Annotated in this window: 21 protein-coding genes and 1 tRNA gene; 11 read left to right on the forward strand and 11 right to left on the reverse strand. The window is 62.1% G+C overall.

Features of this window, described 5'->3' with window-relative positions:
* Nucleotides 1–408: 408 nt before the first annotated feature.
* The 4 genes from RIF72_RS10545 to RIF72_RS10560 all read left to right on the forward strand — a co-directional run bounded on the left by RIF72_RS10545 (nucleotide 409) and on the right by RIF72_RS10560 (nucleotide 5,310).
* Nucleotides 409–1,974, forward strand: coding sequence for an NCS1 family nucleobase:cation symporter-1 (locus RIF72_RS10545; RefSeq protein ID WP_309074762.1), 1,566 nt, complete (start codon nucleotides 409–411; stop codon nucleotides 1,972–1,974).
* Nucleotides 1,975–1,988: 14 nt separating this feature from the next.
* On the forward strand, nucleotides 1,989–2,753 hold the full coding sequence (locus RIF72_RS10550) for an aspartate/glutamate racemase family protein (protein WP_309074763.1): 765 nt from the start codon (nucleotides 1,989–1,991) through the stop codon (nucleotides 2,751–2,753).
* Between the two features lie 34 nt (nucleotides 2,754–2,787).
* A complete protein-coding gene (locus RIF72_RS10555; protein WP_309074764.1) occupies nucleotides 2,788–3,555 on the forward strand; it encodes an SDR family oxidoreductase in 768 nt (255 codons plus the stop codon).
* Between the two features lie 267 nt (nucleotides 3,556–3,822).
* Complete coding sequence (locus RIF72_RS10560) at nucleotides 3,823–5,310, forward strand: cation:dicarboxylate symporter family transporter (RefSeq protein WP_309074765.1); 1,488 nt, start codon at nucleotides 3,823–3,825, stop codon at nucleotides 5,308–5,310.
* A gap of 64 nt (nucleotides 5,311–5,374) precedes the next feature.
* Here RIF72_RS10560 and RIF72_RS10565 read toward each other — a convergent pair whose 3' ends face one another.
* Together RIF72_RS10565 and RIF72_RS10570 are read right to left on the reverse strand one after the other, a co-directional pair.
* Entirely contained in the window at nucleotides 5,375–5,779 is a 405-nt protein-coding gene (locus RIF72_RS10565) for a sterol carrier family protein (protein ID WP_309074766.1), read from the reverse strand.
* A 21-nt stretch (nucleotides 5,780–5,800) separates the two neighbouring features.
* The gene (locus RIF72_RS10570; protein WP_309074767.1) at nucleotides 5,801–6,817 is read right to left on the reverse strand and encodes an asparaginase; all 1,017 of its coding nucleotides are present in this window, start codon (nucleotides 6,815–6,817) and stop codon (nucleotides 5,801–5,803) included.
* A gap of 118 nt (nucleotides 6,818–6,935) precedes the next feature.
* Here RIF72_RS10570 and purD point away from each other — a divergent pair, with 118 nt between their 5' ends.
* Nucleotides 6,936–8,294, forward strand: a complete 1,359-nt coding sequence (gene purD, locus RIF72_RS10575; RefSeq protein ID WP_309074768.1) for a phosphoribosylamine--glycine ligase — start codon at nucleotides 6,936–6,938, stop codon at nucleotides 8,292–8,294.
* Between the two features lie 2 nt (nucleotides 8,295–8,296).
* Nucleotides 8,297–9,235 carry a phosphoribosylaminoimidazolesuccinocarboxamide synthase gene (locus RIF72_RS10580; protein ID WP_309074769.1) on the forward strand — a complete coding sequence of 313 codons (939 nt, stop codon included), beginning with the start codon at nucleotides 8,297–8,299 and terminating at the stop codon, nucleotides 9,233–9,235.
* 73 nt (nucleotides 9,236–9,308) lie between these two features.
* Here RIF72_RS10580 and RIF72_RS10585 read toward each other — a convergent pair whose 3' ends face one another.
* Complete coding sequence (locus tag RIF72_RS10585) at nucleotides 9,309–10,574, reverse strand: helix-turn-helix transcriptional regulator (RefSeq protein ID WP_309074770.1); 1,266 nt, start codon at nucleotides 10,572–10,574, stop codon at nucleotides 9,309–9,311.
* A 127-nt stretch (nucleotides 10,575–10,701) separates the two neighbouring features.
* Between RIF72_RS10585 and RIF72_RS10590 the strand changes: the two genes are divergently transcribed.
* Nucleotides 10,702–10,926 (forward strand): hypothetical protein, encoded by a 225-nt coding sequence (locus tag RIF72_RS10590; RefSeq protein WP_309074771.1) that lies wholly within the window; start codon nucleotides 10,702–10,704, stop codon nucleotides 10,924–10,926.
* Between the two features lie 214 nt (nucleotides 10,927–11,140).
* Here the strand turns inward: RIF72_RS10590 and RIF72_RS10595 are convergent.
* The 5 genes from RIF72_RS10595 to RIF72_RS10615 form a co-directional block, all read right to left on the reverse strand.
* A tRNA-Pro gene (locus tag RIF72_RS10595) sits at nucleotides 11,141–11,217 on the reverse strand.
* A gap of 98 nt (nucleotides 11,218–11,315) precedes the next feature.
* A complete protein-coding gene (locus RIF72_RS10600; protein ID WP_309074772.1) occupies nucleotides 11,316–13,148 on the reverse strand; it encodes an ABC transporter ATP-binding protein in 1,833 nt (610 codons plus the stop codon).
* Nucleotides 13,145–14,944, reverse strand: coding sequence for an ABC transporter ATP-binding protein (locus RIF72_RS10605; protein ID WP_309074773.1), 1,800 nt, complete (start codon nucleotides 14,942–14,944; stop codon nucleotides 13,145–13,147). The genes RIF72_RS10600 and RIF72_RS10605 overlap by 4 nt, the downstream gene beginning before the upstream one ends.
* A gap of 152 nt (nucleotides 14,945–15,096) precedes the next feature.
* Entirely contained in the window at nucleotides 15,097–16,044 is a 948-nt protein-coding gene (locus tag RIF72_RS10610; RefSeq protein WP_309074774.1) for a metallophosphoesterase, read from the reverse strand.
* Between the two features lie 2 nt (nucleotides 16,045–16,046).
* Nucleotides 16,047–18,398, reverse strand: coding sequence for a transglycosylase domain-containing protein (locus tag RIF72_RS10615; protein WP_309074775.1), 2,352 nt, complete (start codon nucleotides 18,396–18,398; stop codon nucleotides 16,047–16,049).
* Here RIF72_RS10615 and RIF72_RS10620 point away from each other — a divergent pair.
* The 3 genes from RIF72_RS10620 to RIF72_RS10630 are packed head-to-tail and all read left to right on the forward strand — an operon-like array spanning nucleotide 18,397 to nucleotide 20,020.
* Nucleotides 18,397–18,552, forward strand: a complete 156-nt coding sequence (locus RIF72_RS10620) for a DUF4177 domain-containing protein (RefSeq protein WP_011775990.1) — start codon at nucleotides 18,397–18,399, stop codon at nucleotides 18,550–18,552. The two genes, RIF72_RS10615 and RIF72_RS10620, sit on opposite strands and share 2 nt — an antisense overlap.
* A 2-nt stretch (nucleotides 18,553–18,554) precedes the next feature.
* Nucleotides 18,555–19,091, forward strand: coding sequence for a RidA family protein (locus RIF72_RS10625; RefSeq protein WP_091470391.1), 537 nt, complete (start codon nucleotides 18,555–18,557; stop codon nucleotides 19,089–19,091).
* A 17-nt stretch (nucleotides 19,092–19,108) separates the two neighbouring features.
* On the forward strand, nucleotides 19,109–20,020 hold the full coding sequence (locus RIF72_RS10630; protein ID WP_309074776.1) for an NUDIX hydrolase: 912 nt from the start codon (nucleotides 19,109–19,111) through the stop codon (nucleotides 20,018–20,020).
* Nucleotides 20,021–20,139: 119 nt separating this feature from the next.
* On the opposite strand, the gene aroQ is transcribed toward RIF72_RS10630, so the two are convergent.
* Nucleotides 20,140–20,604 (reverse strand): type II 3-dehydroquinate dehydratase, encoded by a 465-nt coding sequence (gene aroQ, locus RIF72_RS10635; RefSeq protein WP_309074777.1) that lies wholly within the window; start codon nucleotides 20,602–20,604, stop codon nucleotides 20,140–20,142.
* Nucleotides 20,605–20,644: 40 nt separating this feature from the next.
* Entirely contained in the window at nucleotides 20,645–21,829 is a 1,185-nt protein-coding gene (locus RIF72_RS10640; RefSeq protein ID WP_309074778.1) for a MarP family serine protease, read from the reverse strand.
* Nucleotides 21,830–22,062: 233 nt separating this feature from the next.
* Between RIF72_RS10640 and RIF72_RS10645 the strand changes: the two genes are divergently transcribed.
* Nucleotides 22,063–22,740 carry a Crp/Fnr family transcriptional regulator gene (locus RIF72_RS10645; RefSeq protein ID WP_011775987.1) on the forward strand — a complete coding sequence of 226 codons (678 nt, stop codon included), beginning with the start codon at nucleotides 22,063–22,065 and terminating at the stop codon, nucleotides 22,738–22,740.
* 131 nt (nucleotides 22,741–22,871) lie between these two features.
* Here the strand turns inward: RIF72_RS10645 and RIF72_RS10650 are convergent, their stop codons facing one another.
* The gene (locus RIF72_RS10650) at nucleotides 22,872–25,043 is read right to left on the reverse strand and encodes an alpha-galactosidase (protein ID WP_309074779.1); all 2,172 of its coding nucleotides are present in this window, start codon (nucleotides 25,041–25,043) and stop codon (nucleotides 22,872–22,874) included.
* Between the last annotated feature and the right edge of the window lie 103 nt (nucleotides 25,044–25,146).

The raw sequence follows: 25,146 nt of genomic DNA on the forward strand, positions 1-25,146 counted from the left end.
GCTCCGCGATCAACGCATCAAGGGACTCAATCCACTCCGCGGTCTCTTCCGGATCACGATCAGGCAGCTGGGCAGTCAACCCGCTGAGGATGTGTGAGGTCTCTTCTCCTGCAGCCACGTCCAACCTCTCTTCATTGAATGTCTGGGCGCTTGCTCTGTGGGGGCGCTCAAGGAATTTCGTATTGTGAGAATAAAATTCTGCAATTCGAGATTACGTCTGCTGGTTGGGCAGCGTCAACACGGATTGCGTAACCAAAACAGTCAACTGGGAATCCGTCGGTCAAGCAACCGAATGTGACCCTGCATACACGAGAAACCTTGACGTTACGTGACCTGAGTCATAGAGTGCTTTCACTATTCAATAACTAGATTCCACATTGTGGAATCAGTACGAAGTGGAGATCCACGATGCAGACGACTTCATCAGTCGGCGTCACTGAGACTCCGGGAGACAAGAACGCAGGTGGCCCCAACCACCCGGTCGTGGGCAACACTGACCTTTGCGCCATTGCTTCTGAAGCCGCAGGCCGTACCATCAGCCCAAGTCTTTACAACATCGACCTCGCGCCCACCAAGGCCAAGGGCCGTAAGTGGACCAGCTACAGCATCTTTACCCTCTGGGCCAACGACGTTCACAGCCTGGGTAATTATGCCTTCGCCATCGGCCTGTTCTCCCTCGGTTTGGGCGGCTGGCAGATCTTGGTAGCCCTGGGTATCGGCGCCATTCTCCTGTTCGCCCTCTTGAACTTCTCCGGGTTCATGGGTGAGAAGACCGGCGTCCCCTTCCCTGTCATGAGCCGTATCAGCTTTGGCATCAGGGGAGCGCAGATAGCCAGCCTGGTTCGTGGCGCAGTTGCCGTGGCTTGGTTCGGCATCCAGACCTATCTGGCTTCGGTAGTCCTCCGCGTCATGCTGGTGGCGATGGCACCGGGTTTGAAAGACCTGGACAGCAACTCCATCCTTGGCCTTTCAACCTTGGGCTGGCTCTCGTTCGTGGCCCTCTGGATCGTCCAGTTGGTCATCGTCAGCTTCGGCATGGAAATGATTCGTAAGTATGAGGCCTTCGCCGGACCCATCATCCTGGTGACCATGGCAGCGATTGCCGTGTGGGTCTTCATCGAAGCCGGCGGCGCCATCCAGTGGAGCGGCATCAAGGGCCTCGAGGGTACCGAAATGTGGCTCACCATCTTCGCCGGCGGTGCCCTGTGGGTCTCCATCTACGGAACCTTCGTCCTGAACTTCTGCGACTTCACCCGGTCCTCGGCTTCCAAGAAGTCCATCGTCAAGGGCAACTTCTGGGGCATCCCCATCAATATGCTCGTCTTCGGTGCAATCGTGGTGGTCATGGCCGGCGGTCAGTACAAGATCAACGGCACCGTCATCGAGAGCCCCTCTGACATTGTGGAGAGCATCCCCAATACGCTTCTGTTGGTGCTTGCCTGCCTGGCCCTGCTGATCCTGACCATCGCGGTAAACCTGATGGCCAACTTCGTGGCTCCCGTCTACGCCCTGACCAACCTCTTCCCACGACACCTGAACTTCCGCAAGGCGGCCTGGGTCAGCGGCACCATCGGCTTGATCATCCTGCCCTGGAACCTTTACAACAACCCGATCGTGATCGTGTATTTCCTGGGTGGCCTTGGTGCCTTGCTCGGGCCCCTGTTCGGTGTGGTCATGGCCGATTACTGGCTGGTCCGCCGCGGCAAGGTCAATGTCCCGGAGCTCTACACTGAGGATCCCAAGGGCGCCTACTTCTACAAGCGCGGCGTGAACCCGAAGGCCATCATCGCGATGCTCCCGGCCGCAGGCCTGGCCATTGCCATCGCCTTTATCCCTGCGCTGGCCGCGGCTGCTCCGTTCGCTTGGTTCATCGGAGCCGGCGTCGCAGCGCTGACGTACTTCGCTGTCGCGGACAAGAAGCAGGTCCACCAGGACGTCTCCGGCGAGTCGATCGCCGTCGCCAGCACCCACTGACACTGAGGAAACCCATGCGCATCCTTGTCGCAAACGTCAACACCACCCAGTCCATGACGGACTCCATCGCAGCGCAGGCTCGTGCTGCAGCGGCTCCCGGCACCGACATCATCGGCATTACGCCTCGCTTTGGCGCCGACTCCTGCGAAGGAAACTTCGAAAGCTATCTCGCTGCGATCGCCGTCATGGATGCGGTGGTGAACTATCCCGAACCTTTCGACGCCGTCATCCAGGCCGGCTACGGCGAGCACGGACGCGAAGGTCTCCAGGAACTCCTCGACGTCCCGGTAGTCGATATCACTGAGGCAGCAGCCAGCACCGCAATGTTCCTGGGCCACAAGTATTCAGTGGTCACTACCCTGGACCGCGCGGTTCCCCTTATCGAGGATCGCCTGAAGCTCGCCGGTTTGGAAGCACGTTGCGCCTCTGTCAGGGCCAGCGGCATGGCCGTGCTGGAACTAGAGGAATACCCAGAGCGTGCTGTCGAAGCGATTGTGAGCCAGGCGGAACAGGCGGTTCAGGACGACAAGGCCGAGGTTATTGTTCTAGGTTGCGGCGGCATGGCCGGACTCGACGAACAAATCCGCCAGCGCACCGGAGTCCCTGTGGTGGATGGAGTGGCGGCGGCGGTCACCATCGCCGAGTCGCTGGTCCGCCTCGGCCTGTGCACGTCCAAGGTCAGGACCTATGCCACTCCGCGCCCAAAGACTGTCATAGGCTGGCCGATAACAGCCGCCCAGCCGGCAGCAGCAGTCCAGCCAGCTGAAGCCGCACGCTGACGCTGCCACGAGCAATTTCCCGAAAGGCAACCACATGACTGACTCCAGCCCTCCCCCAAACCCAAGGGTCGCCGTCGTGACCGGTGCCGGTTCGGGTATTGGAAGGGCAGTCGCCAGGCTGATGCTCGCCGAGGGTTACCGTGTTGCGCTTGCCGGCCGCCGGGAGGCGCACCTGTTGGAAACTGCGGGCGAGCACCCGGATGCGCTGGCGGTTCCGTGCGATGTAACAGCGCCCGACGACGTCGCTCGCCTTTTCGCGGAGGTCCGCGAACGCTGGGGGCGGGTTGATGTGCTGTTCAACAACGCTGGCATTTTTGGACCGGCGGGCGACGTGGGAGACATCAGTGTGGAGGAGTGGGAAGCAACCCTTCGCGTGAACGTCACGGGCTCCATGTTGTGTGCCGCGGAGGCAGTGCGGACCATGAAAGCGCAAGAGCCGCAAGGTGGCCGGATCATCAACAACGGCTCCATTTCGGGGCACTCGCCCAGGCCCAAATCCGTGGCCTACACAGTCACCAAGCACGCGATGACGGGCCTGACCAAGAGCATTGAGCTCGACGGCCGGGAGTTCGGCATTACGTGCGGGCAGATCGACATCGGTAATACCCGCACGGAAATCATGGACACCATCGGCGTAGGCTCCGGGGCGCTGCAGGCTGACGGCAGCCGCAAAGTGGAGCCCATGTTCCCTGTGGATGACGCAGCCCGTGCCGTCCTGATGATGGCCAACATGCCGTCGTCGGCCAGTGTCGGATCCTTGGTGGTGACGGCCGCCGGCATGCCCTTCGTGGGCCGCGGCTAGCCTCAAAGCACCGCCCCAAACCGTGAGCCCGTGCCGCCACCACCCACTTTGCTTCCTGAATGCCCGTGACACGCCTGTAGGAGGGTGTGTCACGGGCATTTCTACGCCAAAGAAGGTGGTGGACGCACCAACATCCAAGCTCCAAACCAAATGTGACTTTCCGTATTATGGAAATCTTATTTCCCCTTGCGGAATGGTGTGAGCGGGCTTACATTTGGAAAACCCCCTCAAAACGTGGGGCTGTTCCCAACTGATTGGTTCAGATCAATGAAGATCCCAGACTCCGCGGCGCTGAAGGCGAGTTCGGCCCCGCAGAAGAAAAAGCGGCTGTACCAGTCGCTCTTTTTTCAAATCCTGATCGCCGTCGTCGCAGGTGTACTCATCGGCCATTTTTGGCCGACCATTGGGTCCGCCTTACGGCCGCTGGGCGATGGATTCATTCAACTCATTAAGATGATCATCGCCCCGCTGATTTTCCTTGTGATCGTCACAGGCATCTCGGCAGTGGGCGACGTCAAGGCGGTCGGACGGGTCGGGGTCAAAGCGCTCCTGTACTTCACCGGCGCCACTCTTTTCGCCCTCGTCTTCGGGCTCATCGTCGGAAATATCGTTCAGCCTGGTGCTGGCCTTAATATCGACCCCGCTACTCTCTCCCAGGACGCGCTCAACGCCAAGACCGGCAGCGCGCCTCCCAAGGACGCTGCAGCGTTCATCCTGGATGTCATTCCCGTCAGCGTGATCGGTGCTTTTGCCAACAACAGCCTGCTTCAGGTCCTATTCTTCTCCGTGTTCTTCGGCGCAGCCATCGTGGTCATCGGCCGCGAACGTTGCCTTCCGGTCATCAGCCTCATGGAAACCGTCTTGGAGCTGATCTTCAAGATCATGTCCTGGATCATGAAAGTGGCTCCCATTGGTGCCTTCGGTGCCATGGCGTTCATCATCGGCCAGTACGGACTGGGGACGTTGAGTACCTACGCCCTTCTTATAGCTGCCTGCTACGGTGCAGCCATTGTCTTCATCGGCCTGCTGTTCCTGGTGGCCTGGGGCTTCGCCCGGGTTCCCCTGTGGGCGTTCCTGAAGTACACCCGTGAAGAATTCCTGCTGGCACTCGGCACCGCCTCCACTGAAGCAGTGATGCCGCGCATCATGACCAAGCTGACCAACGCCGGCTGCTCCCGTGCCACCACCGGGCTTGTGGTTCCCACGGGCTACTCCTTCAACCTGGACGGCGCCGCGATCTACCTGTCCATTTCGCTGCTGTTCCTGGCGCAGGCCTTCGGCCACAACCTGGACCTTGGCCAGCAGCTGGCGGCACTGGGCGTCCTGCTCCTGACCTCCAAGGGCATGGCCGGCGTGCCGGGTTCGTCCTTCCTGGCGCTCTCCGCCACGGCAGCTGCGCTGGGCATCTTCCCGGTAGCCGGCGTCGCGCTTCTCCTCGGAGCCGACCGCCTCATGGACTCCATGCGCGTCGTAGTGAACCTGTTGGGCAACTGCGTGGCAACGTTCGTTGTGGCCAAATGGGAAGGCCAGTTCGACCGCAGCGTCATGCTCCGTGCCTTCAATGGCGAGATCACCAACCACGATTCCGCCATCATGCTGGGCAAGGAAGAAGCCTTCGAGGAACAGGAACTCGAACGCATCAGTGGCGGCCAGGAGCCTTCGCCCAAGTTCCGTGGCGGCCCCGCCGCGGAGGATATCCCGCAGTTCGAAATGAGCAAACGGGGCCAACCAACCACCCCGGTCTGCCCGGACTAGTACAGCCCAAAGCATGAGGCCCCTCAAGAGGATTCTTGAGGGGCCTCAGCTGTGTAAGAACCCGCTAAAGGGGCAGCAGTTCCGAGAGGTCGGCCCGCAAACCGGACGCCGTCAGCCTGTGTTCTGAAACAGCGTCAGTCCACGAAATCCTGCCAGTCACCATCGAAAGCCAGGTGGCGGCGTCGCACTCGACCACATTCGGGGGAGTCCCGCGCGTGTGGCGGGGCCCCTCCACGCACTGCGTCACACCGAAGGGCGGCACGCGGACTTCCACGGAGTTGCCGGGAGCGCGGGCGGTGACTTCCTCCAGGGAGTACCGTACCGCCGTCGCAATCAAAGTGCGCGACGGCGGCGGGCCGGCAACGCTGCCTGGCTTACCTGAACTGCTGGAAGGCTCGACGGCGGCCTGCCAGGCTGCCAGGGCGGCGCGGCCTTCCTCTATATTGACGCGGCGTCGTGCAACAGCCATTTGTTGTTCTCCTCAGAAGTACTAGTCCAGCAGGGCAGAGACAGCGTGGCCCAGCCGGATCTTTCCCACTTCGTGGCCGCCGCCGAGCACGGGCTCAACCACGCGCTCCAGAACGCTGGAAACTGCCGGGATGTCCACGGCACCGCTCACGGCCAGGAGAGTCAGTCCTACCAAGGACGTAGCGCGAAGGTTGCCGTCCAGCATCTTCACGGCCACAGTGGCACCTGTGGGAGTCGACAGGACCAGAACGCCCTCGGCCCCGATCTTGGCCAGGACATCGAGTTCTTCCATGACGATCGTGTTGGACTCGCCCTTGCCTTGGACGGCCCAGGGGTAATCGAGCATGGATGTGGCGATGGTGGCGGCCCGCGCGTTGGAGGATTTGTCGCCCGGGGACTTGGCCAAGCGGGAGTAGGCGCGGGCGAGGCCCGTCAGCGAGATGGCGGCAACAGGTGCTCCACAGCCGTCGATGCCCAAGTGGGAGATGGGTTCGCCGCTGTATTCCTCAATCACCGAGCGAACGCGCTGCTGCAGCGGGTGGTTTGGTTCGAGGTAGCTGCGCAGGTCCCAGCCGTTTTCTGTGCAAGCCCACAGGAATGCTGCATGCTTGCCGGAGCAATTGAAGGCCAGCTTGGATTGTCCGCGTTCGGAGCGGACCAGCCAGTTCCGGGCCGTTTCGTCTTGGGGCCAGGCGGTGGGGCACTGGAGGTTTTCTTCTTTAACACCCGCTGCTTTGAGCATCCCCTCCACAACGTCCATATGATCCAGGGACCCGGTGTGGCTGCCACAAGCGACAGCAACCTGCGCGCCGCGGAGGGGCACGCCGGACTGCATGGACGCCAGGGCTTGGAAGGGCTTGAGGGTGGAGCGGGCGAGGATGGGAGCGTCGATGTCACCAAGGCGGGTGACCACCGAGCCATCACCGGCAAGAACCACGGCCGCGCCGATGTGCCGGGACTCAATAAAGCCACTTCGTTCGATCACTGCCAGTTCCACCGCGGACTCAACGTTGAACGTTTCATGCGAACTTATGGGCATGAAGCAAGTCTAGGGGCGCGGCAGGGTGGTTCCCCGGTCATACGCGTCATACGCGCGCCCGCGCGCGTGATCCCGCGCACGGGCAGCCTGCAGGGATCCGTTTCCACGGGCCCGGTGGATGACACAGCTTAGGCCCCGCGCCCTTCACAAAGTACCCTTGAGGACTGTGAAGGTACTCGTCATTGGCCCAGGCGGCCGCGAACACGCCATTGTCCGCTCTCTGCTTGAAGATCCGAACGTTTCCGAGGTCCACGCGGCCCCGGGCAACGCAGGCATCAGCAAACTCGTTCCCACCCACGCGATTGACGGGAACAACCCGGAAGCCGTGTCCGCCCTCGCCACCAAGCTGGGCGTGGACCTGGTTGTCGTAGGACCCGAGGCGCCGCTGGCCGCCGGTGTGTCCGACGCCGTCCGCGAAGCCGGCATTCCGGTGTTCGGTCCCAGCAAGGAAGCAGCCCAGTTGGAGGCTTCCAAGGCCTTCGCCAAGCAGATCATGGCTGAAGCCAACGTTCCCACAGCCATGGCCCGCGTTGCCGCCAACGCCGAGGAAGCCGCCGACGCCTTGGACACCTACGGCGCCCCGTATGTAGTCAAGGACGACGGCCTGGCCGCAGGTAAGGGCGTTGTGGTCACCAAAGACCGGGCAGAGGCCTTGGAGCATGCCCAGACGTGCTTCGACGCTGGTGGAACCGTGGTCATCGAGGAATTCCTCGACGGCCCCGAAGTTTCCCTGTTCGTCCTGTGCGACGGCCGCACCACCGTTCCGTTGTCCCCGGCGCAGGACTTCAAGCGCATCTTCGACAACGACGAAGGTCCCAACACCGGCGGCATGGGTGCGTACACCCCGCTTGAGTGGGCTCCCGAGGGCCTGGTTCAGGAAGTCATCGACCGCGTGGCCCAACCCACCGTGGACGAGATGGCCCGTCGTGGCACCCCCTTCGTCGGCGTGCTCTACTGCGGCCTTGCCCTGACATCCCGCGGCACGCGAGTCATTGAGTTCAATGTCCGCTTCGGCGACCCCGAGACGCAGGCCGTCCTGGCACGCCTCAAGACCCCTCTCGGCGCGCTGCTGCTGGCAGCTGCCAAGGGCGAACTGGACACGGCAGAAGAGCTGCGCTGGTCCAGGGACACGGCAGTCGCCGTCGTCGTTGCTGCCGAAAACTACCCTGACGCACCCCGCACAGGCGACCGCATCCGTGGCCTGAAGAAGGTGGACGAACTGGACGGTGTCCACGTAGTCCACGCCGGCACCAAGCTGGACGACGAAGGCAAAGTGGTCTCCGCCGGCGGCCGCGTCCTCGCGGTGGTCGCGCTCGGTTCGGATCTGGTTGAGGCCCGTGAAAAGGCGTACGACGGCGTTGAGCTGGTTCAGCTTGAAGGCTCACAGTTCCGCACGGACATCGGAGGCAAAGCCGCCCGCGGCGAAATCCGCGTCCCGTACACGGCTACAGGAACCATCCCGAAAGTGCAGGCCTGAGCATGACTGAAGGCATCCCTACGGGCGGTTTCCAAACCGAAACGCTGGAACTTCCGGGCTGGACGCACGTCTACTCCGGCAAGGTACGCGATCTCTACGTGCCGGACGATGAAGCCATCACGGAAAAGATCGGCCAGGAATGTGTGCTGGTTGTCGCCAGCGATCGCATCAGCGCCTACGATCACGTGCTGAGCAGCGAAATCCCTGACAAGGGTCGTGTCCTGACGCAGCTGAGCTTGTGGTGGTTCGATCAGTTGGATGTTGAGCACCACGTGCTGGCGTCCACGGTTGAGGGTGGTGTTCCTGCCGCCGTCGAGGGCCGTGCCATGATCTGCAAGAAGCTGGATATGTTCCCGGTGGAATGCATCGCGCGCGGCTACCTCACCGGCTCCGGCCTGGCTGAGTATAAGGAATCCCGCACGGTTTGCGACATTCCGCTGCCCGAGGGCCTGGTTGACGGTTCCCGCTTGGAAAAGGCACTCTTCACGCCTTCTGCCAAAGCCGAAGTTGGCGAGCACGACGTCAACATCACGTACGACGATGTAGTGGCCATGGTGGGCGACGACATCGCTGCCCGCCTCAGCGAACTCACATTGAAGATCTACACGCGCGCCGAGGAGATCGCCCGTGAACGCGGTATCATCCTGGCCGACACCAAGGTGGAGTTCGGCATCGACGCGGCCACTGGGATCATCACGTTGGGCGACGAAGTCCTCACCCCGGACTCCTCACGGTTCTGGGATGCATCCACCTACGCGCCGGGCCGGTCGCAGCCTTCGTACGACAAACAGTACGTCCGTGACTGGCTGACTTCGGCTGAGTCCGGTTGGGACAAGTCCTCCGACACTCCGCCGCCGGCACTGCCCGCCGAAGTTGTGGATCGCACCCGCGCCCGCTACGTCGAGGCTTACGAGAAGCTAACGGGCCGCACCTTCGCCTAAGGCACCCAACTGAGTCGCAGTTCAGGTCGTTCTGAGCTCTCACAACGACCTGAACTGCGACTTACTTGGGTAATCAGGCTTCCGAATGTTCCTTCGCGGCACGGCGTTCGGCGAGGCGGATTTCCAGCACCGCGTCCATGGCCTGCTGAACCCGGTCCGAAGCTCCTGCCGCGCTGAAGTCGTGCTGCGCCTCTTCCAGGAACTGGAGCGCCTCGGCAGCTTCCCCGGCTGCTTTCAGGGACTTGCCCAGCAGCAGCGAAACTTCGCCCGCAGTGTGCCGTGCCAATACCTTGCGGTCTGCGTAGATTTCGCGGAGCTTCTCGACGGCGGCAGGGATGTCTCCGGTCAGGTACAGCCAGCGGGCGCGGATGAAGGCGACCTCAAGCTGGTCTGTTTTGTTTCCGCCCACAATGGACAGCGCGAGTTCTGCACGTTCAATGGCGGACAACGTTTCCGGTTCCACAATCCCCGAGGACAGTCGAACGGCTGCGGACGCCTTGTTGAAACGGGCCCACAGCTCAATGTCGTTGGCGGGGGAGAGGAGCTTTGCTGCACGCTCGTGGTGCTTGATGCCCTCAATGTAGTCGTGGCGCATGAAGGCGACGTTGCCAACCACCCAAGCGACTTCGCCGGCCAGCTGCGACATGGAGTGTTCGTCCATGTGCTCGATCATCGCCAGGCAGTACTGCCAGGCTTCGTCCAGCTTGCCGCTCTCGGCCAGGGCACCAATCAGCGCGCGGTGCGCACCGATGATGAGTGTGGATCCCTTGGGCAGCTGCTCGCTGAGTTTTACGGCTTGCTTGGCATGCTCGACGGCGGTGGCCAGCTGGCCTTGTCCGTGACACACCGCGGCAAGCATCTGCCAGGCGCGCACTCCCAGGCCTGCGGATTCGGTGGCCATGGGGTGTTCCAGGAGGTGCTCAACGATCTGCTGGCATTCCTTCAACTGGCCTTGCTTCATCACGCACTCGGCCTGCATGTACGTCATGTTCCACCAAGCGCTGTTGTTCTTGGCCTCAAGGGCAATCTGTGCGGCGGTGGCAGCGTGGCTGGCGGCGAGTTGATAGTCGCGAAGATCCCAGGCTTGCCGGGCATACAGTCCGGCGAGGACATACTCGGCATCACTGACGGAGACCGGCTGGCTCCATGCTTCCAAGGCCTTGGGTGCAAGTTCAAGCCTGCGGGCCAGTTCCTCGATGACCTCGGCCGTGGGCTCACGGCGGCCTGTCTCGAGCAGCGAAATGTAGCTCGGTGAATACAGGTTTTTGCCGAGCTCTGCCTGCGTTAACCCACGTTCGAGCCGTTCGGCACGTAGCTTCTCGCCGAATCCGTTTCCCACGGGTCCCTCCTACAGGTGTCTTTTGACCAAAACCTTGACAGTCTCTGTGGAAAACATTTTACAATGTATGTCAACAGGGACCGTGCAATTTCCGTAACGAATCCGACTCGCATTGGGGTACAACAACATGTTCAAGAAAATCATCGCTTCAGTGGCCGTGGCGGGCGCACTGACGTTTGCGGTTGCGGCTCCCGGGGTTGTCTCCGCTGCTCCTGCAGCAGATACCAGCACAGTAAGCGCCATCGGTAACTGGCCGGACCCCATGCGGTCCACCACCACAACACCCAAGAAGGACAAGGCTGAAGCTACAGTCACCACGATGTCCATTGGTAACTGGCCCGACCCTATGTAAAACAATTGTAGTAAAGAACCCCCGGAGCGTGACGAGCGATGCTCCGGGGGTTTCTTTGTGCCCCTTTATGGACTGCATCGGCGACACCCAAATTCGCTCAGGAGCCGGAAACGGGTTCACGTCACCCGGATGCGCGTGGCGCGGGCGGGGATGCGTGGCGCGGATGGATGGGCAAACAAAAATGGCGCCGATTTCTCGACGCCATTCTCGTGTTTGGTCGGGATGACAGGATTTGAACCTGCGACCTCTTCGTCCCGAACGAAGCGCGCTACCAAGCTGCGCTACATCCCGATCCGCTGCGAAAGCAACTGTTCAAGAATAGCCGAAACGTCCCGCGATGCGAAATCGAAGAGTGGGTGTCGCTCCTCACAGCAGCCGGAGGTGAAGGGCTAGACCAACGACTCGCGCCAGGCCCCATGAAGCTGGGCAAACCGACCGCCACCGCTGATCAACTCGGCCGGCGTCCCGTCCTCCACAATGCGTCCGTCGTGGACCACCAGAACCCTGTCAGCCGTCTCTACAGTTGAGAGGCGGTGGGCGATGATGATTGCCGTCCGGGCTCCCCGGCCGCCGGCTACTCCCTCCAACAGCTTGGACAATCCTTCCTGGACCATACGCTCAGAAGGAATGTCCAGGGAGGACGTTGCCTCATCCAGTATCAGTACGGCAGGTGCGGCAAGGAACGCTCGGGCAAAGCCGATGAGTTGGCGTTGACCGGATGACACCCGACCACCCCGCTTGTTGACGTCCGTGTCGTATCCCTCGGGGAGGCTCATGATGAACTCGTGTGCACCTACCGCTGCAGCTGCGGACTCGATCTCAGAACGGGAAGCCTCCGGACGGCCAAGAGCTATGTTGTCGGCAACCGAACCGCTGAAGAGGAAGGCCTCCTGCGTCACCATGACCACTGCGCGGCGGAGGTCTGTTGTGGACAGGGCACGAAGATCGACGCCATCCAGGGTGATGGCCCCGGACGTGACATCGTAGAAGCGTGCCACGAGCTTGGCCAACGTCGACTTTCCCGCACCCGTCTGGCCTACCAGGGCAACCGTCTGGCCAGCCGGAATGTGAAGGTCAAGCTTTGGGACGACGACCTTGCCGTCGCTGTAGCCGAACTCCACGCCCTTGAAGTCGATCTCACCGCGTGAGCTCTTCAATGCCACGGGGTTCTTCGGCGGGCGGACCGTGGGAATCTCCTCAAGGAGTCCGGACACCTTTTCCAAGGCAGCCTGTGCACTTTGGAAGGAGTTGTAGAACATTGCCATCTGGTCCACAGGCTGGAAGAAGCGCTTCGTAGACAGGATGAGCGCCAGCAGGACACCGACAGCCAGGTCTCCACTCAGAACCCGGAAGCCGCCGAACAGCAGGACCACGGCCACGCAAACGTTGCCGATCAGCACCAAACCAGGCTGGAAGATGCCGTTCAAGTTGATGGAGCGGACGGTGTTCTTGCGGTAATCCTCGGCCAGCTCGCCGTACCGGGAGGCATTCTCGTGCTCCTTGCGGAACGCTTTCACGGCACGAATCCCGGTCATCGTTTCCACGAAGTGGACGATCAACCGGGCGGACACCACGCGAGACTCACGGAACGCGATCTGTGAATGCTTCTGGTACCAACGGGCAAGGAAGAACATAGGCACGCCGGCCGCAAGGACGATCAGGCCGCTGCGCCAATCCAAGGCAAAAACAGTCACAGCTGTGAACACCATGAACAGCATGCCCGACGCCAGGGAACTTACCCCGGAATCCAAGAGTTCGCGGAGGGCTTCGAGGTCCGAGGTCTGCCGGGCGATGATGCGGCCCGAAGTGTATTTCTCGTGGAACTCAAGGCTCAACCGCTGGGTGTGCCGGAAGACCCGAAGGCGCAGATCCAACAGCATGGCCTGGCTGAGCCGGGCAGTGGAGGTCACGTACAGCGCCGTCATTCCAGCCGTGGCGATCGCAGCCGCCAAGTACAGGGAACCGGCCAGTACCAAGGGCCCATTGTTGCCGGCCTGCAGCGCAGGAAGGGCGTTGTCGATGCCGAAAGCGATTAACGCAGGTCCCGCAACACGGGTGAGCTGCGAGACCACCACCATCACGATCGTCAGCCAGAAACGCAGCCGCACAGGGCGGATGAGGGAGGCAAGCAAGGTGAGCGACCGGCGTCGTACGGCTTTGCTGTCTGCCTTAGTGAGGAGGGTATTGTCCTCGTTGGCGGTTCCAAACGTTGCGGCACTCACCTGCGGGCCTCCTCGGCTTCTTCGAGCTCATCCAGTTCGGTGTCGAGGTCCTTCGGACCGGCGTCGAGGCTGGCGATGACGTAGCGGTAGTGATCATTCCCGGCCAACAGTTCCGTATGGGTCCCGACGGCGGTGATGGTCCCGTTTTCGAGCAAGGCCACCCGGTCCGCCAACGCCACGGTGGAAGGGCGGTGCGCGACGATCAAGGTGGTGGTCTCGCGCAGGACCTCCCGCAAACGGGCTTCCACACGCTCCTCCGTGTTCACGTCCAAGGCAGACAGGGGATCGTCAAGGACCAGAACCTTGGGTTTGGCGGCGATGGCACGGGCCAGCGCAATACGTTGCCGTTGGCCACCGGATAGGCTCAGTCCTTCCTCGCCAATCAGGGTGTCCACGCCGTCCGGCAAAGAGTAGGCGAACTGCGCCTGTGCCACATCCAGGGCCTCGTCCAGGGCGGCGTCGCTGGGCTCCGGGGCTCCGAGGAGGACGTTGTCCCGGACTGAACTGGAGAACAGCGTGGTGTCCTCGAACGCCACGGCAATGATCTTTCGGAGTTCGTCGAGGTCGTAGTCACGGACATCCACGCCGTCGATCGTCACGGCCCCCTCAGTGACGTCATAGAGGCGGGGAACCAGCTGGAGCAGGGCACTCTTGCCGCTACCTGTAATGCCTACAAGGGCCATTGTTTCGCCGGGGCGGATATCCAAGGTGACGTCGTTCAGGAGGGTGCCGCCGTCGTCGAACCCGAAGCCTGCGTGCTCAAAGCGCAAGGCGCCCTTCACCGTTTCCGGAACGCCGGCTTGATCCGGCGAGGTGATGGTGTTTTCCGTATCCATGACCTCGAAGTGGCGGTCCAGGGCTGTCTTGGCGGTGAGCGCCATGGCCAGGAGCATGCCGGAGAATTCCACCGGCGTGGCCACCACCGCCGCAGTTGCGAAGAACGCCACCAAAGCGCCGATGCTGAGTTCCCCACTAGCGGCGAGCATGATGCCCACCACCAGACCGACGCCAAGCGCCAACTCCGGCAGCAGCGTCACCACAAGCGTGAAGCCGGCCTGCTGCTTTGCCTTGGCGATCTCGGTTTGGCGGAGTTCCTCTGCCTGGCCGTTGAAGTTCTCCAGTGCTTCACGGCTACGCCCGAAGGCCTTCAGGACACGGATGCCGTGGACTGATTCCTCCACGGTTGTGGCGAGGTCGCCGGCTTGGTCCTGGCTGAGGCGGGTGACCAAACTGAAGCGGCGGCGGAAGCGGAATGAGTTGATCATGATCGGCACGGCCGCTGCGAGGAAGATCAGTGCCAACTGCCAGCTCATGGAGAACATGACGCCGACGCCGATGATCACAGTAAGCGTGGTGACCACCAGCATGATCGCGCCAAAAGCCATCCAGCGACGCAGGAAACTCAGGTCCGTCATGGCGCGTGAGAGTAGCTGGCCGGAACCCCAGCGGTCGTGGAAGGCGACCGTCAGTTGTTGCAGGTGGCCGTACAGGGTCACGCGCATCCTGGTCTCAACGGTGGTGGCCGGGTTGATGACGAACTGCCGGCGCAAGGCCACCAGCCCGGCTTCGGCAATACCCAAGGCAAGAATCACGACGGCGGCAATCCAGACCGCGTCCGAGGAACCGCCGGGCTGCAAAGAGTTGTTGACAAGAACCCGCAGCACTTGGGGGATGGTCAACGCGACGATGCTGGCCAGGAGGGCGCAGACCAGGCCCATGAATAGTCGGGGGAGGATGGGCCGCACGTGAGGGTACAGGCGGCCGACGGAGGTGAAGAATGACGTTTTCTTGGACATGCCCGCTTCTCAACAGCTGGATCTTCAGGTGGTGCGGAGGTAGTTTCCCGTAGCAACTACCCTATGCCATGGCGTGATTCGTTTCACAGGACCACGCAACGAGGGTGAAATGTTTGACCCAGTTATTGAGGATCGTAATGCTCGCCCGGAGTTCAGTCGCGTGGCGTGAGCGTCAGCAGCACTGCTTCAGGGCGGCACGCGATGCGTACCGGTGCGAAGCGCGAGGTGCCGATGCCGCCGGAGACGTTCACCGGCGTCGTGAAGCTATCGCTTTCCCAGTCGTGAAGGCCCTTGGCACGCCAGTTGGGAAGATCGCAGTTGGCGACGAGCGCACCGTAACCGGGGATGCAGATTTGGCCGCCGTGCGTGTGGCCAGCCAGGATCAGGTCCGCACTGGCCTCCGTGAAGTGGTCCAGCACTCGCTGGTACGGAGCGTGAATGACCGCCACCTTCAGGTGCGGGCGGGCATCCTGGTTGACCGTCCCTCGAGGCCAACCGGCATAGCGTTCGCGGTTCAGGTGGGGGTCATCGACTCCGGAGAAGTCGAAGCGCAGCCCGTTCAGCACCACTGACTGGGCGCGGTTGGTGAGGTCGATCCAACCTCCCATGCCGAAGGCCGAGCGAAGCTTCGGCCAGTCCAACGCAATCGGGTCGGTTCGCATCCGGGAAGGACCACGGAAGTAGCCCACCGGGTTCTTGACCCGCGGGGCGTAGTAGTCATTGGAACCCGGAACGAAAACGCCCGGGAACTCCAGCAGGGGTCGCAGAGCCTGGATCAAGGGATCGACGGCCTTGGTGTGGCTGAGATTGTCGCCCGTGTTGACCACGAGATCAGGCCTCAGATCTGCCAGTGATTGCAGCCACTGCGTCTTCTTATCCTGGCCCGGTACGAAGTGGATGTCACTCAGGTGCAGGACACGGAGCGGCGATGAACCAGCAGGGAGGATGGGCAGGGTTTCGTGGCGGACCTCGAACTGGTCCTTCTCCCACCACCCGTATGCGGCCGCCGCTGCGCCTGCTGCTGCCCCGACGGCAGCAGTGACGGCGAAACCGCGCCCGACAGTGCGGACGCGGTTAGCCAATGAATCACTGAAGGACATGCTTAGTCCTTATTGCCGTTGCCATTGTTGCCGTTGCCGTTGTTACCGTTCCCGTTGTTGCCGTTCCCGGACGACGGCGGGTTGGGCGCGGTGGACGGCGTGTTGTTGGACGGGGTGTTGTTACGCGGCTGAGGCGTCGCAGTACCGAGCAAGTTCGATGGCGGCTGCTGGAAGGGATTGGTGCCGTAGGCAGGTGCAACAGCAAGCATGTAGTTGGTGAACTGAGGGCCAGCGATCATGTAACCGTCGATCGCGTCGTAGAACTTACCGTTCACGGTTAGGTTTCGGCCGGGACGAAGCTGGTCACCCAAGGGGTCACCAAACCAAGAGGCTGTGGCCAAACCGCTGGTGTAACCGACAACCCAGGTGGAACCGTTGGAGTCGTTGGTGCCGGTCTTGGCAGCTACCGGGAAGTTCTTGGAGTTGAGGGCTGGACGGATCAACGAGCCTGAGCCTTCATCCAGCACCTTACCCATCGCGTAAGCGACGCCGCGGGCTACTTCCGGCTTTACAGCATCGCGGCAGCTGGAAGACTGCGCGGGCAGTTGAGCGCCGGATTGGTCCTTCACAGAAGTGATGGCAATCGGCTCGCAGTATTTGCCGTCAGCGGCGAAGGTCGCGAAGGATGCCGCCATTGTCAGCGGAGCGGTCTGTGTCGCGCCAATGAGGTTGGACAATCGGGTCATCTGAACCTGCGGGTTGGGATCCGTGACCTTGCCCGTGTCGTCGCGTGTCGGAAGGCCGCCGTGGATGCCTGCGGCATCCACGATGCCCTGAATGCCGCAGAGGTCAACCTGCGCCGCCGAAGCGAACGTGGCTGTGTTGATGGAGTTCTTGAGACCCCAGAGGACCGTCATGTTCCGGTAGTACTGCGGTTCGGCATTTTGAAGGTCGAAGCTTCCCTGCACGTTGGCATCATAGAAGCCATCAGTCGGGGTAGGACAAGTATTTTTCCACGGGAAGTTCTGCGGATACTTGCGAACGGCCGCGTTGACGTTTTGGTTCATCGACTTGCCCTCGTTCAGCCATTGGGCGAACGTAAAGGGCTTCATCGTTGAACCGGGCTGGAACCCGCCAATGCCGTTGAGGTCGTTGCCATTGGCGTCCAGGACGTCCACGTTGAAGTTCTGCGTCTGATCGAACTTGCCTTCTTGCGGCAGCCAAACAGTGTTCTGGGCCATGCTCACGATTTGGCCGGTGCCTGGCTGGACGGAAACGAGCGAGGCGCCCCATTTGTCCGGGTTTGCACCAGCCGTGGCGTCGACCTGCTGCTGCGCGACGTTCTGGGCGGTCGGATCGAGAGTGGTCTGGATGGTGAGGCCACCACGTTGGACGCGCTTGATGCGCTCTTCCGTGGTGTCACCGTAAGCCGGGTTATTGAAGAGCAAGTGGAGCACGTAGTCACAGAAGTACGGGGCCATGGTGGCGTACGCGCAGCCCTGGCGTGCCGGGGTGACCTGCGTGGTGACCGGAGTAGCAATAGCCTCTTCGTACTGTGCCTGGGTGATCTTGGCCTGGTTCACCATGGAGGCCAGCACCAGGTCCCGGCGCTTCTGGGCGTTTTCCGGATTAGCGATGGGATCGAAGGCCGACGGGCTGTTCACGAGGCCGGCCAGGAGGGCGGCCTGCGGAAGCGTCAGGTCCTTGGCAGAGGTGCTGAAGAAGAACTTAGAGGCGGCTTCAATGCCGTAGGCGTCGCGGTTGAAGAAGACGATGTTGAGGTAACCCTCAAGGATCTGCTCCTTGGAGAACTTCTTCTCCAGCGCGATGGCAAGCTTCATTTCCCGAAGCTTGTCGCCCACGCCCTTACCGCCACCGTTGAGCTTGACGTCTTCTTCCCTGTCAGCTGCGACGAGGGATTCGTTGATGACGTTGTTCACGTACTGCTGCGTGATGGTGGACGCGCCCTGCTTGTTGCCGCGGGCGGTGCTGACGATGGCTCGCATGATGCCGGTGGTGTCAATGCCGCCGTGCTCATAAAAACGGCTGTCCTCGATAGCGATGACAGCGTCCTTGATGAAGGGGCTCATTTGATCCAGCGGAACCTTGGTCCGGTTCTCTGCGTAGATCGAGGCGATCGGCGAACCGTCCTTCGCCAGGATCGTGGTGTTCTGGCTGGGCGGATCCACCTGAAGTTCCGCCGGCAGAGTGTCAAAGAACTGAATTGAACCACTTGCGGCACTGCCCGAAACGGCGGCTGCGGGGACCAAAAGGCCCGCCACCAGGACGCCACAAATCGCGCTCACACCAAGGAAGCCTAGAATCTTTCCGAGGGTGGTGGCAGTGTCGAATAGTGGGTTCTTGCGAGTCACCATGTTTTCCACTTTACCGGCAAGGGCTAGGCTTTCTGTCATGACCAAATGGGAGTACGCCACGATTCCGCTCATTATTCACGCTACGAAGCAGATCCTGGACCAGTGGGGCGAGGACGGCTGGGAGCTCGTCCAGGTCGTCGGTGGACCCGATGGCAAAGGCCTTGTTGCATACCTGAAGAGGGAGAAGCAGTAATCATGACCACCCCCGCAGAAACCACGTCTGCCGCGGAATCCGGCGCCCCCACGTCTGCTGTTGAGCAGCGTCTGGCCGAGCTCGGATTGACCCTCCCCGAGGTTGCCGCGCCCGTCGCCGATTACGTACCTGCCATCGTCTCCGGCAACTACGTTTACACCTCCGGACAGCTGCCTTTTATTAACGGCAAACTCGAAGCTACGGGCAAGGTTTCCCTCGGCGAGTTGGGCGCGTCCGACGAACCCACCGTTGATCCGGAAGATGCCAAGCGTTACGCAGCACTGTGCGCCATCAACGCCCTCGCTGCAGTCAAGAGCGTCATCGGCGACCTTGACCGCGTCACCCGCATCGTCAAGGTTGTGGGTTTCGTATCCTCCGAACCCACCTTCACCGGCCAGCCCGGCGTGATCAACGGTGCGTCCGAACTCCTCGGACAGGTATTCGGCGACGCCGGCAAGCACGCACGTTCCGCCGTCGGCGTTTCTGTCCTGCCGCTCGACTCTCCCGTTGAAGTCGAGCTCATCGCTGAATTCAGCTAAGGAACCGGTTTACCCAATTGCCGCAGCTTGCCCGCCGTCTGTTCGTACTGCCCCAGGAACTTGAGGGGGCAGCACGAAACTGGCTTGAGCTTGGCGAACGGACCCCCAGGGCCGCCCGCTACGCCTCCTCAGTTGTGCTGTTGCGCGACTCGCCCACCGGCTTGGAAACCTGGCTTGGATATAGGCCAGGTTCCTCGCCGTTGGGCGTTGTCGCGTTCCCGGGCGGCTCGCTGGACCCGTCCGACGACGACCCCGTAGGTTGGCTTGGCCCGTCACCCCAGCATTGGGCTGAGCAGCTGGGAACGGACGACGTCGGGCTCGCCCGCCGCCACGTGGTGGGCGCCATCCGCGAACTCTTCGAAGAAACCGGGGTCCTGCTCGCAGGACCTGATGCGTCCTCCACTGTTGAATCGAACTCCACCGTCGACTGGATGCGTGCCCGTGAAGCCGTGGCCGCCCAGGAGAAGTCCTTCACGGAGATGCTCTCCAAACGTGGACTGTCCCTCCGCACGGACCTCCTGAAGCCCCTGGTGAACTGGCTCAGCCCGGACTTCGCCCATGCGCGTTTCAACACCCGGTACTTCGCTGCCACAGTGCCCGTGAACCAGCAACCCAGCATCCTGGGCAGTAAGGGGGTTTGGGGCCGTTGGGTCACCGCAGCCGAAGCCATCGCCTTGCGGGACACCTCAGCACTCGGTGACGAAGTTGGCCAGGAAAATACCGTTGGCCTCAAACTCGGTCAGCTCCTGGTACCCGGCTCCGAGATCATGCTCGAAAAGATGGCGAACGCCAACGGCTGCATCGCTTACCTGAGCTACAAACGCAAAGCCCACGTGTATCAGGCCAAGCTGGTGGACGAGGGCGGAATCCTGATGCTCGAGGTCGAAGCCGCCCGCACCGTTGCAGGGGAGCCCCAGCGCGAGCGTTAAGACGCTCGCTCACATCCCGCGGGCTTCAACCCGACGCTCGCTCACGTCCCTCGGGTTTCAACGGGACGCTCGCTCACATCCCTCGGGTTTCAACGGGACGCTCGCTCACGTCCCTCGGGCTAGACCGCGTCTGCCAGGTATTCGATCGCGAGCTTGTAGCCGAGCACACCGGCGCCCACAACGATTGCGTTGCACACGCCCGACAGGTACGAGTGGTGGCGGAATTCTTCACGCTGGTGCACGTTGGTGATGTGGACCTCGACGGCGGGCAGCTGCACAGCCGCCAGGGCATCACGAAGGGCCACGGACGTATGCGTGTACGCGCCGGCGTTGATCACAATTCCGACGGCGCTGCCTCGGGCAGCGTGGATGGCGTCCAGAAGGTCGCCCTCATGGTTGGACTGAACACAATCAACAGTGAAGCCATGGGCGGCTGCCGCAGTCATGGCCAGTTGCTCCACATCGGCCAGGGTGGACGTGCCGTACTTCTCCGGTTCGCGGGTGCCCAGGAGGTTCAGGTTGGGGCCATTGATCACAAGGATGGTTCCGCGACCGGTCTCGGTGGCAGGAGTGGCTTCAGTCATGGCTCCCAATCTATAGCGGTCCGGAGGAGTCCGGGAATCGTTACTTACGAGTGCACTGACCTGCCGAGACGGGGTCGCTGAGGCCGGGAGCCTGCGAGGCCACCGGTTCCAGGTCCTGCATGGTGAGGGCGAAGCCGAGGGCGGCATCTGTAGTTGTCTTAGCGAAGATCAGCCCGGCCACCTGGCCCTGCATAGTCAGCAGGGGACCACCTGAGTTACCCGGCTGGACGTCGCCGGCCAGCTTGTAGACGAGCTCCGGCGAAGGATTGTTGCCGTAAATGTCCGGAACCAGAATGGTTGAAATGCCTTGGACAGTGGCCGGCTTGGATTGGAACGGACCGCCGTGCGGGTACCCAGCAAAAGCGGCAGGACTGCCCGCCGCCAAATCGGCACTCAAGGGCAGTGGATTGGACTGAAGACCATCCACAGCCAGGACGGCGATGTCCCGCTGGGAGTCGAAGTACACCACCCGACCCGGCAACGCACCGCCGTCGGGAACTTCCACAACCGGCTGCGACACGCCCGCAACAACATGCGCATTGGTGACGACGCGCCCGGGCGAGACAACAAATCCGGAACCGGTCTGGTTTTGCCCGCATTCGAATGCGGTGCCGGCGATCTTGAGGACGGAATCGGCGGCTTGGTTGAGGGCTGGAGTGTCCGTGGACTCGTTGGGGACGGGCACGGGCGTTACTGGTCCGATGCCCTCAATGAGCTTGGGAATTCCATCACCGATCACCGTGGACCGCAGCTGTGCCATGGTGCTCTTGACGGGTGTGGGAGTCAGCTTGTCGATGTAGCGAATGACGCGGGACTCGGCCAATTGCTGCGAAACGAACGGCACGCCGAGAGAACTGATGCTGAACGCAAGCATGGACATCACCAGCGCCGCCACCACAACGCTCACCACGCCACCGATCAATCGGTCCACGGCATGCAGCGGCTTGATCCGCACAGCGTGGCGGACTTTTCGCCCGATCATGGTGCCAAGCCCGTGCCCCAATGCGATAAGCACGACGGCGGCACCCACCGTGGCGGTCAGCCTCCAACCGCTGTCGGTTACCCAGCCGCTGACGAGCGGAACGGCCATGAAGGCAGCAATGGCACCGACGACGAATCCTGCGATTCCACCCAGCGTGACCATAAAACCGTTGCGCAGGCCATAAATCAGGTAGGACAGCAGCATCAAGATCAATGCCAAATCCAAAATCGTCAAGCCAAACACCAATGCTCCTCATAGCCGGGTAGCGCCAATTCTAGGTGGCCACCCTGACAACAAACCGTTAGTCAGGTCACGATATGGGCCCCTTATACCCCTGTGAAGGGCGTCAGGAGGGGCTGGATGCCCCGAAACCCGCGCCATTTCAGCGTTTCACGTGCCAAGTACGTCACAGAAGCTTAAAAATTCTGAAACAATGGCCTGAGCGCCACGACCGAAACTTATATTCAGGAGATTTCATGGACATCGAGGTATTGCGCCGCGCACCCCTCTTCGCCACCCTTGACGACGACGCATTCCGCTTGCTGACGGACGAACTCACCGAGGTGGACCTTTCACGTGGAGCTTCGGTGTTCCGCGAAGGCGACCAGGGTGACCAGCTCTACTTCATCGTTTCCGGCAAGGTAAAGCTCGGCCGCACGTCCCCCGATGGCCGCGAATCGCTCCTGGCCATCCTCGGCCCGGGTGAACTCTTCGGCGAAATGGCGTTGTTCGACCCCAGCCCGCGTACCGCAACGGCCACCGCCGTCTCGGAAACCCGCCTGGCCGGCCTCAAGAACGAGAGCCTCAACGCACTGCTCCGCACGCGCCCTGAGGTTTCCGCGCAGCTGCTGCAGGCCTTGGCCCGCCGTCTTCGCCGGACCAACGACTCCCTCTCTGACCTCGTCTTCTCAGACGTCCCGGGCCGTGTAGCCAAGGCACTGCTCGATCTGGCAGACCGCTTCGGCCGCCCCGCCACTGACGGCGTGCTGGTAGCGCACGAGCTCACGCAGGAAGAACTTGCCCAGCTGGTGGGCGCCTCCCGCGAAACCGTTAACAAGGCACTTGCCGAATTTGTCCAGCGCGGCTGGCTCCGCCTGGAAGCCCGTGCCGTGGTGATCCTGGACATGCAGCGCCTTCGCCAGCGCTCACGCTAAACAGCAACGAAAAAGCCGCCCTGGTTGTGAACCAGGGCGGCTTCTTTGTGTCAACAGTGAGCGAGCGTTCGGCTCAAGCCCTTGGGATGTGGGCGAGCGTTCGGCTCAAGCCCTTGGGATGTGAGCGAGCGTCAGAGGGCCGTGAACCGCAGCAGGATGGCATGCTCCGGGTTCAGGACCGGCATGGGAAGACCCACTTCGCCCAGGAACCGTCCCGAAGCTTCAGCGCCGGACGCCAGCCACGGCGCCGGCTTTGCCTCGGTGAACGTGTGCCCGTAGTCGGCATCCCCGGGTGAAGGGAAGATCGCCTCCACCCGGTAGGTCCGGGACGGGTCCAACCCCGGAATGGTCACCCGACCGGGCAGTTCGCTAAAGCCTGTTCGAGTCTTCACCACGGCGAAAAGCGCCGCCGTGGCGTAGGACGTTGGACCCTCAGCCACCACGCCGTGCACCATCAGCGACTCGTCCGGCACATCGGCCCGCACCATTCGGCCACTGTGGAGGAGGCCACGGTGCTCCTTGTAGAGACCGATGAAGCGTTTGAGCTCCTCACGCTCGGCCCCGGTGACGGAACGGACATCCCACTCCATGCCGAAGTGCCCAAACAACGCCGTGATAGCGCGGAATGAGAGGTCGTGCGTCCGCCCGGTGGTGTGCGATGTTGTGGGGCCAATGTGCCCGCCCACCAGTTCCGGCGGGACCACCATTCCGGTCCATCGTTGGATGGTTTGCCGTTCCAAGGCGTCGTTGCAGTCCGAAGCCCAGATGCGGTCGGTCCGCTCCAGGATCCCAAGGTCCACACGGGCGCCACCGGAGGAGCAGCTTTCGATTTCAACCTCTGGATGGGCTGCATGGAGCGCATCGAACAGCCGGTATGCGGCCAGGGTTTGCTCGTGCACCGAAGCCCGGCCCGCATGCCCGTGCTCTAGAAGGTCACGGTTCTGGTCCCACTTGAGGTAGCTGATGTTGTTCTCGCGCAGCAAGCTGTCCATGCGCTCGTAAATGTACTGCCATGCGTCCGGGTTCACGAGGTCGATCACATGCTGTTGCCGCCACCCGAGGGGCAGGCGGCCGCCGTCTTTGTAGGAAACTGCCGAGGGGCCCACGATCCATTCGGGATGAGCCCTGGCAACGTCCGAATCCAGGTTGACCATTTCCGGCTCAACCCAGAGACCGAATTCCATGCCCCGGCTGGTCACGGCATCAATCAACGGCGTCAGGCCGCTTGGCCAGAGGGCCTCATCGACGTACCAGTCGCCCAAGCCGGCGTGGTCGCCGCGGCGCCCGCGGAACCAGCCGTCGTCGAGCACGAAACGCTCAACTCCAAGATCGGCAGCCGACTCGGCCAGTTCGATCAGGGTGTCCAGTTTGTGGTCGAAATACACCGCTTCCCACGTGTTGAGGACAACTGGGCGGACTTTCCCGGAAGCTGCACCCACATGGTGCGGACGTGAACGGAACCAGGAGTAGAAAGCCTCGGAAATTCCGTCCAGACCCCGGTCTGAGTACGCCGCAAACAGTGCGGGGGTTGTGTAACTTTCGCCTGGCTGCAGGACCACTTCTGCGGGTCCCAACAGCTCGGAGCCACCCACCATGGTGCGGCCATCGGCAACACTGTCTGCAAACTGCTCATGGTTGCCGCTCCACGCCAGGTGCGTGGCCCACACTTTGCCCTGGCGGTTGCCGAAACCGGCTGTTCCGGCCGCAAGCAGGAGCGAAGAGTCGTGTCCGGTCCGTCCATGGCGACCCGTGCGGACCCAGGTTCCCTGTTGGATGGGCCTGCGCTGGGGGTGGCGCTCACGGCACCAGCGACCCGTCAGGTCCAAAAGTTCGACGGCGTCAGGCGCCACCGGGAGCACGGTCGCCAACTCATCCACCTGGAAAGGCGACGTGCCGGCGTTCGTCACCGAGTGCCGCAGTTCGAGAAGACCGCCGGGGTGCAGGGTGAGATTGCTGGTCACGGTGATGCCGGCCTCGGGATCCGCTTGGACGATTACCGCGGAGTTGCCGTCCGCCGTCGCGCTCCCCAGTCGGAGGCGGACGGAGAAGTCGAAGCCGGGAACGCCATCCGTGAAGCGGTGCCCACGAAGTCCCGGCCTGCCCTGCCACGACGACGAAGCCTGGGGGAGAAGCCCTGCAGGTACGTTGGCGTCAATGGACGACGGCGGGATGGGCTCGTTGAGGATGGCCAGATCCGGCAGGGTGTCGCCCAAGTCGGCTCCCCAGTGGGTTATCTCAGCCTCTCCACGGTGGGTGCTGATCACCAGGCTGGTACCTGCGGAACGGAGGTGGAGCGGTTGCATGTGTTGAGTCACTTTCAGATGGGGTGGTCTGGGGTGTTGTGGGGCCCGCTCAGCGCACTTCGCGAAGGAAATGGCGCGCAGAGCGGGCCCCACAACGGGTGGG

Origin of the sequence: Paenarthrobacter sp. (genome assembly GCF_031180005.1) — a bacterium.
Lineage (GTDB): Bacteria > Actinomycetota > Actinomycetes > Actinomycetales > Micrococcaceae > Arthrobacter.

Excerpts from the sequence above, each read along its gene's own strand:
- RIF72_RS10620 (WP_011775990.1), top strand. The coding sequence starts at position 18,397 with ATGACCAAATGGGAGTACGCCACGATTCCGCTCATTATTCACGCTACG.
- RIF72_RS10645 (WP_011775987.1), top strand. The coding sequence starts at position 22,063 with ATGGACATCGAGGTATTGCGCCGCGCACCCCTCTTCGCCACCCTTGAC.
- purD (WP_309074768.1), top strand. The coding sequence starts at position 6,936 with ATGACACAGCTTAGGCCCCGCGCCCTTCACAAAGTACCCTTGAGGACT.
- aroQ (WP_309074777.1), bottom strand. The coding sequence starts at position 20,604 with ATGACTGAAGCCACTCCTGCCACCGAGACCGGTCGCGGAACCATCCTT.
- RIF72_RS10545 (WP_309074762.1), top strand. The coding sequence starts at position 409 with ATGCAGACGACTTCATCAGTCGGCGTCACTGAGACTCCGGGAGACAAG.
- RIF72_RS10550 (WP_309074763.1), top strand. The coding sequence starts at position 1,989 with ATGCGCATCCTTGTCGCAAACGTCAACACCACCCAGTCCATGACGGAC.
- RIF72_RS10625 (WP_091470391.1), top strand. The coding sequence starts at position 18,555 with ATGACCACCCCCGCAGAAACCACGTCTGCCGCGGAATCCGGCGCCCCC.
- RIF72_RS10610 (WP_309074774.1), bottom strand. The coding sequence starts at position 16,044 with ATGTCCTTCAGTGATTCATTGGCTAACCGCGTCCGCACTGTCGGGCGC.
- RIF72_RS10590 (WP_309074771.1), top strand. The coding sequence starts at position 10,702 with ATGTTCAAGAAAATCATCGCTTCAGTGGCCGTGGCGGGCGCACTGACG.
- RIF72_RS10650 (WP_309074779.1), bottom strand. The coding sequence starts at position 25,043 with ATGCAACCGCTCCACCTCCGTTCCGCAGGTACCAGCCTGGTGATCAGC.
- RIF72_RS10560 (WP_309074765.1), top strand. The coding sequence starts at position 3,823 with ATGAAGATCCCAGACTCCGCGGCGCTGAAGGCGAGTTCGGCCCCGCAG.
- RIF72_RS10555 (WP_309074764.1), top strand. The coding sequence starts at position 2,788 with ATGACTGACTCCAGCCCTCCCCCAAACCCAAGGGTCGCCGTCGTGACC.
- RIF72_RS10580 (WP_309074769.1), top strand. The coding sequence starts at position 8,297 with ATGACTGAAGGCATCCCTACGGGCGGTTTCCAAACCGAAACGCTGGAA.
- RIF72_RS10615 (WP_309074775.1), bottom strand. The coding sequence starts at position 18,398 with ATGACAGAAAGCCTAGCCCTTGCCGGTAAAGTGGAAAACATGGTGACT.
- RIF72_RS10565 (WP_309074766.1), bottom strand. The coding sequence starts at position 5,779 with ATGGCTGTTGCACGACGCCGCGTCAATATAGAGGAAGGCCGCGCCGCC.
- RIF72_RS10570 (WP_309074767.1), bottom strand. The coding sequence starts at position 6,817 with ATGCCCATAAGTTCGCATGAAACGTTCAACGTTGAGTCCGCGGTGGAA.
- RIF72_RS10605 (WP_309074773.1), bottom strand. The coding sequence starts at position 14,944 with ATGTCCAAGAAAACGTCATTCTTCACCTCCGTCGGCCGCCTGTACCCT.